The 11724-nt window shown below is 43.2% G+C and carries 7 protein-coding genes and 1 other RNA gene; 6 read left to right on the plus strand and 2 right to left on the minus strand.

Annotation, left to right across the window (positions count from 1 at the left end):
• Nucleotides 1-172 precede the first annotated feature (172 nt).
• The 5 genes from WBJ10_RS09065 (at nucleotide 173) to WBJ10_RS09085 (ending at nucleotide 5216) form a co-directional block, all read left to right on the plus strand.
• The gene (locus WBJ10_RS09065) at nucleotides 173-550 is read left to right on the plus strand and encodes a BlaI/MecI/CopY family transcriptional regulator (protein WP_424289492.1); all 378 of its coding nucleotides are present in this window, start codon (nucleotides 173-175) and stop codon (nucleotides 548-550) included.
• A 4-nt stretch (nucleotides 551-554) separates the two neighbouring features.
• Entirely contained in the window at nucleotides 555-2273 is a 1719-nt protein-coding gene (locus WBJ10_RS09070; protein ID WP_424289494.1) for a M56 family metallopeptidase, read from the plus strand.
• Nucleotides 2274-2619: 346 nt separating this feature from the next.
• Nucleotides 2620-3849: an MDR family MFS transporter gene (locus WBJ10_RS09075; protein WP_424289496.1), complete on the plus strand. Its 1230-nt coding sequence runs from the start codon at nucleotides 2620-2622 to the stop codon at nucleotides 3847-3849.
• A 2-nt stretch (nucleotides 3850-3851) separates the two neighbouring features.
• Nucleotides 3852-4400 carry an RNA methyltransferase gene (locus tag WBJ10_RS09080; RefSeq protein ID WP_424289498.1) on the plus strand — a complete coding sequence of 183 codons (549 nt, stop codon included), beginning with the start codon at nucleotides 3852-3854 and terminating at the stop codon, nucleotides 4398-4400.
• Between the two features lie 15 nt (nucleotides 4401-4415).
• Nucleotides 4416-5216 (plus strand): GNAT family N-acetyltransferase, encoded by an 801-nt coding sequence (locus WBJ10_RS09085; RefSeq protein WP_424289500.1) that lies wholly within the window; start codon nucleotides 4416-4418, stop codon nucleotides 5214-5216.
• An 84-nt stretch (nucleotides 5217-5300) separates the two neighbouring features.
• Here the strand turns inward: WBJ10_RS09085 and WBJ10_RS09090 are convergent, their stop codons facing one another.
• Nucleotides 5301-6776 carry a glutamate synthase subunit beta gene (locus WBJ10_RS09090; RefSeq protein ID WP_424289502.1) on the minus strand — a complete coding sequence of 492 codons (1476 nt, stop codon included), beginning with the start codon at nucleotides 6774-6776 and terminating at the stop codon, nucleotides 5301-5303.
• Nucleotides 6776-11302, minus strand: a complete 4527-nt coding sequence (gene gltB / locus WBJ10_RS09095) for a glutamate synthase large subunit (RefSeq protein ID WP_424289504.1) — start codon at nucleotides 11300-11302, stop codon at nucleotides 6776-6778. Before gltB ends, WBJ10_RS09090 begins: the two co-directional genes overlap by 1 nt.
• Before the next feature lie 215 nt (nucleotides 11303-11517).
• On the opposite strand from gltB, the gene ffs reads away from it, so the two are divergent.
• Nucleotides 11518-11617, plus strand: an RNA gene (gene ffs / locus WBJ10_RS09100) — signal recognition particle sRNA small type.
• Nucleotides 11618-11724 lie beyond the last annotated feature (107 nt).

An 11724-nucleotide genomic window follows, 5' to 3' on the forward strand; every position in this document is an offset into this window, starting at 1 on the left:
CAGTTGACGGTTGACGGTTGACAGAGAAAGACCTCCAAATAATTCCGGAGGCCTTATCGAAGGTGAACTGTCAACGGTCCACCGTCAGCTGAGTTAAATGTTAAAAAATGTGAAATAATTTTTATTATACGAAACTGTTCGTATAATTGCATACGAAACAATTCGTATTACTATGAATGTCAAGCCAACAAACAGTGAATTAGAGATATTGCAGGTCGTGTGGAAGCGCGGATCGGCGACGGTAAGGGAAGTAAATGAAGAGCTATCCAAAGATAAGGGTACAGAGATTGGCTATACCACCACGCTAAAATTGATGCAGATCATGCATGAAAAAGGCCTCCTGGAAAGAGAAACGAGTAGCCGTACGCACATATACAAAGCCTTGATATCGCAGTCGTCTACCAGTCAAAATTTGATTGACTCCTTAATTGATACGGTTTTCAATGGCTCGGCAGCGCAATTAGTGATGCAGGCATTAAGCAATAAAAACTCTTCCAGGGAAGAAATTGAAATGATTAAAAAATACCTTGAATCTTTAGATAAGAAGTAAAAATATGGAACTCACAGTCCTGTTCACCGCCTTGAGTGAAGTTATCTTCTACTCTATATTCCATGGTTTGTTAGTGTACGCATTCGTGAAACTTATTTTGAAAGCCTTTCCCGAATTGCCTTCATCCGAGCGCTATAAAATTCTCTATGTAGGAATGATATGGATCTTTGCAAGTTTTATCTTTTCCTTTTCGGATGCTTATCTCACAGGACTAGAAAAACTCGAAAGCATGGAACAGATGCCAGCGTTCCAAAACAAATCATCTTTGGTGGTACCATTATATGCAGAATCTTTATTACCTGGCTTCTCCACCTGGATAGCAGTCTTGTATATAGCAGGTCTCCTGGTTCAATTAGGAATGCTTCTGTTTGGATTATTGCGTATCAATATCATCCGGAAAAAAAGCCTGCAAAATGTCGACTTAAGTTGGAACCCACAACTCAATATCCTTGCAAGCAAACTTGATCTTAAAAATAAAGTCAAACTAACCATATGTTATGATACCCTGGTTCCATGCACTATTGGCTTTATTAAACCGATCATAGTGCTTCCGGTCGCGATTATTAACCACCTAAGCCCGGCAGAAGTTGAAGCGATTTTATTACATGAAATGGCGCATATCCGACGGAACGATTATCTATTCAACATCATTCAAAGGATTATGGAAATGGTTCTGTTCTTTAACCCGGTGATATGGTTCCTTGGAAAAGAAATCCGAAGAGAGCGAGAGTTCTGCTGCGATGATCTCGTGCTCCAAAACACAAGCAATCCTTTAATTTATGCCCAGGCACTACTACAAATAGCTGAGAATAATACCAACAAACTCAGTTTATCCCTTTACGCTTCAGGCGAAGAGAAATACACATTGTTAAACCGTATAAAACGACTTACGACCATGAAACCAAAGAACTCAAATCCAAAACAACATCTGTTTACATCATTAACAGTCATCGCTGTGTGCCTTTCTCTTGCCTGGATAATTCCGGCTGAACAAGGACTTAAGAAGCAAAATAGTATAACAGTTTATGAATCCAGCACTGATACTGTTCGGTTGAAACTGCCGGCTCTTCCAAACCCTGCGGAAGCTCCGCCGGCACCTCCTACCCCAGCGACGTTTCCTAAGCAGGACGTCGCTACGGCCCCCCCCGCTCCAAATGTGCCAGCTGTTCCGTTCATGTCGGCCCCTCCTCTTCCTGCCCCGCCTGCAATTCCTTTTCCGACGGACACAAATAAATTAAAAAAGAAGTTCAGCAGCCCGGAATGGAAGAAGCATATGGAAGAAATGAAGAGCCATGCTGAAGAAATGAAAAAGCATTTCAACAGCCCTGAGTGGAAAAAGAAAATGACCGACATGGAAGCTAATGCCGAACAAATGAAGTCGCATGCCCTGGCCATGCAAAAAGAATTCGACAGCCCGGAATGGAAGAAAAAGATTGAAGATATGAAGCAGCATTCCCTGGAAATGAAGAAGCAATTCGACTCTCCGGAATGGAAAAAGAAAATTGAGGATATGCAAATTCAGTCAGAACACATGAGAAAACAATTTGACTCTCCTGAATGGAAAAAGAAGTTCGAGGAGATGAAGATAAATTCAGAGGAGATCAGGAAGAAGTTTGATTCTCCGGAATGGAAAAAGCAAATAGAAGAGATACAGAAGAAGGCTGAGGAAATAAAACTAAAGGAAGAAAATGTTGAGAAAAAAGAGACCAGTACGAAGAACTAACACCTTAAACCAATGACTTTAAAAGCCCTGATTTTGATCGGGGCTTTTTCATTTCATTTTCCTACTCACAACAATAAACAATTTAGCTTCCGAAAACCACATGACAATACCGAACACAACACCAATGTAACCTGATATCCAAACGAAACACTTTCGCCAAAAATTCTAAATATTAGCTGGAATAAACCAATTCCAGTCAATACACATACCGGGAACAGGAATATGTATATGAATCTGTTCATATTTGTTTTAATCGGCAAGATGCCTGTTACATAGTACGAATTACCATCGCTCTCACTGGTAACAATCACCGGCCTCTAATCTCTAAATAAATTATATTTGAATTGTGATTGCCAACCCAATAGAATTATATAAGAACGCTTACGCGGGCTTAAGCAGAGAAAACTGGTACTTATCTGTTGTCATGTTTATCAACAGGAGCGGCACGATGGTCGTTCCTTTCATGACCATATACTGCACTCAGCAACTCGGCTTCACGATCGTCCAGGCAGGGATCATCATGTCATTATTTGGCGTCGGATCCATTTTAGGAGCATTTTTCGGCGGGAAAATTACGGACAAACTTGGATTTTACCACTTGCAGCTGGGTGCTTTATTCAGCGGAGGGGTGTTATTCATTTCCCTGGCTTTTCTGGAAACATTCTTAAGTCTGGCGGCAGGAACTTTTTTGCTTAGCATGTGTAATGAATCTTTCCGGCCCGCAAATTCAGCCGCTATCGCACATTATAGTTCCGAAAGTGCCAGGACGAGGGCATATTCATTACATCGTCTGGCTATCAACCTGGGATGGTCTTTTGGCGGTGCCCTTGGGGGATTTATCGCTTCTATAGACTATCACCTATTATTTTATGTCGACGGTTTAACCAACATTCTGGCTGGAATACTCCTGTTTAAATTACTGCCAGACGTTAGAAAGGAAAAAGCCGCAAAAGAGGTATCAATCAAACCCATCGCCCATTCAGCTTATCGCGATAAGCTATATCTGGCATTTATCTTTCTCACTATCCCTTTTGCTTCTTCTTTCTTCCAGTTTTTTATCTTACAGCCTGTATTCTTTAAATCTGAATGGCATTTCACCGAACAATTCATCGGCGGATTGATGGCCTTAAACGGGATTATTATTGTAGCGACGGAAATGGTCCTCGTCCACAACCTGGAAGGTAAGCGGAGTCCATTATTTTTTATCTCCCTTGGGATTTTAGTAGCCTCCTTAAGCTATGTTGCCTTGAATGTATTGCCCCCGGTAGCATGGGCAGCAGTAATTTCAGTTGTACTGATTACTTTGGGCGAAATGCTCTCTATGCCATTCATGAATGCGTTCTGGATCAGCAGATCGAACGAAAGCAACCGGGGTGAATATTCCGCATTATACACCATAGCCTGGTCCACCGCACAGATAATAGGGCCAATTTATGGAGCTATATTGATTCAACAAGGCGGTTTCAGATTATTCTGGTGGTTTCTTACCGGAATATGCATTTGCTCCTCGCTCGGATTCATGCTGATTAATTACCTTGAGCCTATACGGAAGTGGAAAAAATCCCGCTATTTTTGAACATGCGGAAATTAAAACTGGATGAACTCGGGCGGGTTGGTATCGACGACTTTAAAAAACAGGAAAAATTACCATTGGTAGTCATACTCGATAACGTGCGCAGTATGCACAATATCGGGTCCATATTTCGTACTTCTGATGGTTTTGCAGTGGAGAAAATTTGCTTATGTGGCATCACCGCACAGCCACCACATCGCGATATCGAAAAAACTGCTTTGGGGGCAACTCAATCGATCGACTGGGTATATTACGAATCAGTACATGAGGCCATTAACGAACTTAAAGATTTAGGATATATTATCATCGCAATTGAACAGGCAGAAAACAGCCTGATGTTAAACGACCATCTTCCAAATATCTCTGAAAAATATGCCCTGATCTTCGGTAACGAGGTTCAGGGTGTTAGTGATGAAGCAATGAAATTGGCTGATAAATGCATTGAGATCCCACAGTTTGGGACTAAGCATTCGTTCAATATTGTGGTATCTGCAGGGATAGTGTTATGGGATTTTTTTTCAAAACTTAACTCTAGAATTACAAGCCCTGTTTAATATCCTTTTTGGCTTATGAAGATAGAAGAAATACAAAATTCAGATATCGACCTGCTCCGACAACTCCAGCCAGAAAATTGGACGGATATTAAGCCTCATTTCTATTTTTATTCGGCAGCAGAATTCTGCAAAGCACTAAAAATTTCGGAACATGGTAAAATACTAGCCGTTGGGGCGACGATTCAGCATCAGGACTCGGCATGGATTGCTCATATTATCGTCCATCCTGAACATCGAAACAAAGGGCTGGGAAAGGAAATTACCGCTGCGCTGATTGAAGACCTGGATTCCGAGAGGTTCCGAACGATATACCTGGATGCCACAGAAATGGGCTATCCTGTGTATAAAAAATTAGGGTTTGAAATAGAAACTGAGTATATACACATGTTGGGAAGTCATACCGACCAGTATCTTTCGGACCCATTTGCAGTTGTACCCTATCACTTTCGCTTTCGCGATGAACTACTCACATTAGATAAGCAAATTTCAGCGGAATACCGGATAAAGGTCCTGGAACCGCATCTCCATTCTTCCCTGGTTTACATCATAGACGGACAAATACAAGGCGCATACTTCCCTTCCCTCCTTGACGGCTACGTAATGGCGAAAACCAGGCTTGCTGGTATTGAACTTATGAAAATCAGAATGCGAAGCAAACCTTTTGCCCGCTTTCCATCTGAAAATAAGGCTTGCATCGACTTTCTTTTAGAAAGTGGTTATGAAATTACCGGGGCATCAAAACGGATGGTTTTGGGAGAAAAACGGAATTGGGATGGGAACGGGATATTTCATAGGATCAGTGGCGGCTTGGGATAAAGAAAAGTGAAAACTGAAAAGTGAAAAGTGCTAGATGCCTAGACATCATTCCTTCAAATTCAGTTTTCATTTTTCCGTTTGAAACTAGCCAATCATGTATTCCATGACCCGATCTTTACTCGGCAAACTCGAACGCCCCATCAAAAATTCATCGGCTCTTCGTGCGGCTTCACGGCCTTCAGAAATAGCCCATACAACCAGCGACTGCCCGCGGCGCATATCCCCTGCAGCGAATATTTTAGGGATGTTAGTGGCATATTGCCCTTCAACTGCATTTACATTTCCCCGGGCATCTAATTCAAGCCCCGTGTTTTCAATAAGTCCCTGATGCTGTGGATGTAAGAAACCCATTGCTAGTAAGGCAAGCTGGCATGGAAGCTCCCGTTCTGAACCCTCAATCTCAAGAAATTTAATAGGTCGCCCAGCTTGATCCAGTTCCCAGCTCACGTCAGACACTAAAATTGCTCTAAGATCACCAGTTTCATTTCCCAAAAACGCTTTGGTATTGATACCCCAGAATCGCTCGCAACCTTCCTCATGGGAACTTGTTGTTTTTAATACCATAGGGTATGTTGGCCATGGCATATTCGCGCTGCGTTCTGCCGGAGGTTGTGCCAGTAGCTCAAACTGCTTAACCGTATTGGCATGCTGACGGTTTGAAGTTCCGACACAGTCTGAACCCGTATCGCCCCCGCCTATTACGATCACATCTTTTTCCGTAGCGAGGATCTTTTCATCAGGAAAAGCAATATTACTTACAGTTTTATTCTGTTGCTTAAGGAAATCCATCGCAAAATGAACTCCTTTAAGGTCGCGGCCAGGAATGTTAAGGTTTCGTGGAATAGTTGCTCCGGCAGCCATAATAATAGCGTCGTGCTGATCTACGAATTCTTTCATCTTACCGTTAGCACCAACTTCAGTGTTACATACAAATTCAATACCTTCCTCTTTCATCACCTGCAAACGACGGTCGATAATCGTTTTCTCCAGTTTAAAGTCTGGAATACCATAACGCAGAAGCCCGCCCGGCAAGTCATCCCGTTCATAGATTGTAACGGTATGCCCAGCCTTGTTGAGCTGTGCCGCAGCGGCTAAGCCGGCAGGTCCGGAACCGACAACTGCAACCTTTTTACCCGTTCTAAGGATCGGTGCATTCGGCTTAACATATCCTTTTGAAAAAGCAATTTCTATAATATGCTTTTCAATTTCCTCTATGGTTACTGGCGGCTTATTAATACCGAGCACACAGGCAGCTTCGCAGGGCGCAGGACAAATACGGCCAGTAAACTCCGGGAAATTATTAGTTGAGTTCAAGATCAAATAGGCTTCTTCCCATTTACCCTGGTATACCGCGTCGTTAAACTCCGGTATTACGTTGCCCAGCGGACAACCAGAATGACAAAATGGGATACCGCAGTTCATACATCTTGCCGATTGTTCGTTCAATTTCTCCGGAGAATATTCATGAACGAATTCCTTGTAGTTCTTGACACGCTCTGCAGGGGCTGTTTTTGAAGGAAGCTCCCTGCCATACTCCTTAAATCCTGTTGGTTTTCCCATTATCCTGCTGATTGCTGAACTTTCTGAAGGTTCAATACTTTTTTGTATTCCTTAGGGAATACTTTTATGAAATAAACTGACTGTTGTTCCCAGTCGTCCAAAATATACTTAGCCACCTGGCTTTGCGTGAGCTGTGAATGTTTGTGAAGTAAGTTTTTGATTTCCTCTTCATCCTGTGAAGAAAGCGGATCCAGATCTACCATTTCACAATTGCAATTCGAAATAAAAGTATTGTCCGGATCATGAACCCAGGCAATACCTCCGCTCATACCTGCAGCGAAATTCCTGCCTGTCTTACCTAAAATCAGGGCCCGGCCGCCAGTCATATACTCACATCCATGATCTCCCACTCCTTCAACTACCGCTGTACCACCCGAATTCCGTACTGCAAAACGTTCACCAGCCTGACCTCTAACAAACAGTTCGCCCGAGGTTGCGCCATATAAAGCAACGTTGCCGATAATGATATTTTCCTGCGGTGTGGTAGTGTTTTTTACTGATGGATATATCACTAATTGTGCTCCTGATAAACCCTTACCCACGTAATCATTGGCCTCACCTTCAAGTTCAAACGAGATCCCTTTGGTACAAAATGCCCCAAAACTTTGTCCGGCAGACCCTGTAAATTTGTAATTGATTGTATTTTGCGGAAGCCCTGCGGAGAAATACTTCTTAGTTATCTCGTTAGACAACAGCGTACCCGCTGTACGGTCCGTATTCTTAATATTGAAAGAAGCGAATACCGGTGTTTTCGAATCAATAGCATCCTTTGCTTTTTCCAGCAATTGCCAGTCGATTACATTGTCAAGGCCATGGTCTTGTTTTTCACTGTTAAACAAAGTCATGCCCGATGGATTATCCATAGAATATAGGATACCCGACAGATCAATGTTTTTAATTTTCCAATGATCCACATCATCCCTCATTTTTAGGAACTGAACTTTACCCACCATGTCGTTGATGGTCCTGAAACCAAGTTCCGCCATAATCTCGCGTAATTCCTCAGCTATAAATTTGAAAAGGTTGACGATATGTTCAGGTTTACCGCTGAATAGCTTTCTCAATTCCGGATCCTGGGTTGCAACACCTACAGGACAAGTATTGAGGTGACACTTACGCATCATGATACAACCTCCGGCCACAAGGGCAGCGGTTGCCACACCCCATTCCTCTGCACCCAGCAAAGTTGCTATTGCGATGTCTTTACCGGTTTTTAACTGTCCGTCGGTTTGCAGCACCACCCTGCTCCTAAGTTTATTCTTCACAAGAGTCTGCTGTGCCTCGGCAAGTCCAAGCTCCCATGGTAAACCAGCATGGACTATTGAAGTAAGTGGCGAAGCACCAGTACCCCCATCGTAACCAGAAATAAGGATCACATCGGCATGCGCTTTGGCTACTCCGGCCGCAATAGTACCTACACCTGCTTTTGAAACCAGTTTCACACTGATCCTGGCAGCTCGGTTAGCATTCTTCAGGTCAAATATTAATTGGGCAAGATCCTCAATCGAATAAATATCATGGTGTGGCGGCGGCGAAATCAATCCGACACCCGGTGTTGCATGGCGAACTTTTGCAATCCATTCATCCACTTTATCTCCCGGAAGCTGACCCCCTTCACCTGGTTTTGCCCCTTGAGCCATTTTAATTTGAAGCTCATCGGCATTAGCTAAATAATTCGCCGTTACACCAAATCTCGCAGAAGCGATCTGCTTAATTGCTGAACGCATTGATCCGCCATCCGGCATTATCTCATATCTTAGCTCATCCTCACCGCCTTCTCCTGTATTACTTTTAGCTCCTATGCGGTTCATCGCAATAGCGAGAGTACTGTGTGCCTCATGTGAAATTGAACCGAAAGACATTGCGCCTGTTGCAAAGCGCTTTAGAATTTCTTCAATTGGCTCAACCTCTTCTATCGGCACCGGCTGGCGGTGATGTGCAAAATCAAGAAGGCCGCGAATGGTATACAAACTATCGGTCTGTTTATTTATATGAGATGCATATTTCTTATAAACTTCGAAATTATTTGTGCGTGTTGAATGCTGAAGGAGGTGGACGGTCTCTGGATTAAACAAATGGGCCTCACCCTTACGTTTCCATTGGTAAACACCGCCTGCGGGAAGGATCCTGGTTTCAATACCTGTCCTTCTGAATCCGGTAAAATGTTTATGTAAAGCTTCCTGCGCAATATCATCTAGTCCGAGACCGCCGATTCGGGATACAGTTCCGGTAAAGTAATGATCCACCACTTCTTTATTTAGTCCCAGAATTTCGAAGATCTGAGCACCGTGGTATGACTGCAGGGTAGAGATTCCCATTTTAGAAAAGATCTTCAGCAAGCCATCATTCACAGCCTTAGTATAGTTCTTGTAAAGCGATTTGAGGTCCAGCGTAGTATCCAGTTTTTCGTCAGTTTTTAGCTTGCGGATGGTAGCCAGAGCAAGGTAAGGGTTGACTGCCGTCGCACCGAATGCAATGAGACAGGCGAAATGATGTACTTCCCATACATCTCCAGCTTCGACCATTATCCCCACTGCTCCACGCAAGCCCTTTTTAATGAGATGATGGTGCACAGCAGAAACAGCCAATAATGAAGGCATTGGCGCATGTTCGGAATCGAGTGCCCGATCCGACAAGATCAAAACTTCAAATCCATCATGCACGGCATCTTCTGCGTAGCGGCAAAGGCGGTCAAGTCCCCGCTGAAGGGATCCCGCTTGGCCGTCAGCTTTAAAATAGGTCTGTAATGTCTTAGCCTGGAAAGATCCGGTGTCAATACTTCTGATCTTTTCCAGCTCAGTATTACTTAATACAGGATGCGGTAAGGCAACACAGTGGCAATGCATCTTATCTTCATCAAGTATATTCCCGTTATTGCCCATAAATCCCGCAAGGCTCATGACCAGGCGCTCCCGGATCGGATCAATTGGAGGGTTTGTAACCTGCGCAAAAAGCTGTTTGAAATAGTTTGAAAGATGCTGCGGGCGGTCAGAAAATACTGCAAGCGGAGTATCAGTGCCCATAGAACCAATGGCTTCTTTTCCGAAAAGAGCCATTGGTTTAATCAGGGTATCTATATCTTCCCTTGAATAACCAAATACCTGCTGGTATTTAAATGTCGATTCGTTCGACATCTGGGTAAAGGCCACTCTGGGCTCAGCCAGATCTTCCAGCCTGATTTTATAGTTATCGAGCCAGGTTGCATAGGGCTGGCTGGAAGTAACCTGTTTCTTTATCTCATCATCTTCGATAATAGCCCCTTTTACGGTATCTACCACCAACATCTTACCTGGCTGGAGGCGCCCTTTCTTAATTACTTTAGATTCATCAACGGGTAAGACCCCTGCCTCGGAAGCTACAATAATCTGGTCATCGTTTGTGATAACAAAACGCTGAGGACGAAGGCCGTTGCGGTCGAGGGTTGCCCCTATCATATGGCCGTCTGTAAAGGCAATCGCAGCAGGCCCATCCCATGGTTCAATTAATGTCGCATGATATTCATAGAATGCCTTAGTAACCGGATCCATCTGCTCATTTCCATCCCATGCTTCCGGAATCAGCATCATCATAACGTGAGGCAGCGTCCTTCCGCAATGGAAAAGAAGTTCTACCACATTATCCAGACATGCTGAGTCGGACTGATTATTATCGATAACAGGAAGCAGCATGTCCATCTCATCCTTACTGAAGAATGGTGAGGCAAAAGAGCGAATCCCGGAATAAAACCAGTTCAAATTTCCTTTAAGTGTATTGATTTCACCGTTATGGGCGATAAACCTGAATGGCTGGGCCAGTCTCCATGAAGGAAAAGTATTCGTCGAAAAGCGTGAATGGATCATACCAAAAGCAGAGGTAAGCTCCTTATTATTCAAGTCTTGAAAATACGTCCTGACCTGGCTGCTCGTAAATTCACCTTTATATATAATCACGTTTTGCGAAAGAGAGCAGACATAAAACTGCTGTTCTGCGGCCTTTACGGTTTCACGAACTGTTTTGGTTATGAGGTTTTTTAACACGTATAACTTACGCTCGAAATCTTCTGGTGTATGAAGCGAAGCAGGCTTCTCAATGAAAACCTGTTCGATATCTGGCTCAGCTGAAAAGGAAGCCTCTCCAACGATGCCTTTATTAATCGGAACAATCCGGTACCCAAGAATTTTAAGGCCTAACTTTTCGGCGCATTTCCCAATCGCCGCACGGCAGGCTTCTTTTATCGTTGCTTTCTTAGGTAGAAAAAGCATTCCAACACCGTAAGCGCCAGGTTTTTCGAGACTGATATTTAATTTCAGAGCCTCTAGCTTGAAAAACTCATGCGGAAGCTGCATTAAAATTCCTGCACCGTCACCAGAATCCGGATCACATCCGCAAGCTCCCCGGTGCTCCATGTTTTCTAAAATAGTAAGAGCATCACTCACGATCTGGTGCGATTTCCGTCCCTTAATATTCGCAATAAAACCAACTCCACAAGCGTCATGCTCGTAATCCGCACTATATAATCCTTGCTGCTGGCTGTCAGTATTTGTCATCAAAAGTCATTTATTAATAAAGCCTCTAAAATAAGGAAAATGAGGTAGATTACTTAATTTACAATAATTTTTGCCATTCAATCAAAAACTAGCATTAAATATCCTTGAAATTATTAATATCATATTATAATCGACCTTTCATTAACAAATTCATATTTCATACATCATTTTCAAGCTTAGGTCCTATAATTCCAATTTTTTCCTACTTTTGTCGCGGGCAAGTCTTTTACGACCAGCTCCCTTTGAACTCCCCCAGGGTGGGAACACAGCAAGGGTAGAAGGTTGTAGCGGTGCGATAAAAGGTGCTTGCCCATTTTTTTTCTTAATTAGAGAATTTGAGAATTAGCTAATTAGGGCTTATCTTAAGCCATGTCAAGGCTCCCAAATAGTGAAAATCCTATCGTTTTAAAGACCTTTTCTTT

Origin of the sequence: Daejeonella sp. (genome assembly GCF_049655485.1) — a bacterium.
GTDB lineage: Bacteria > Bacteroidota > Bacteroidia > Sphingobacteriales > Sphingobacteriaceae > Daejeonella.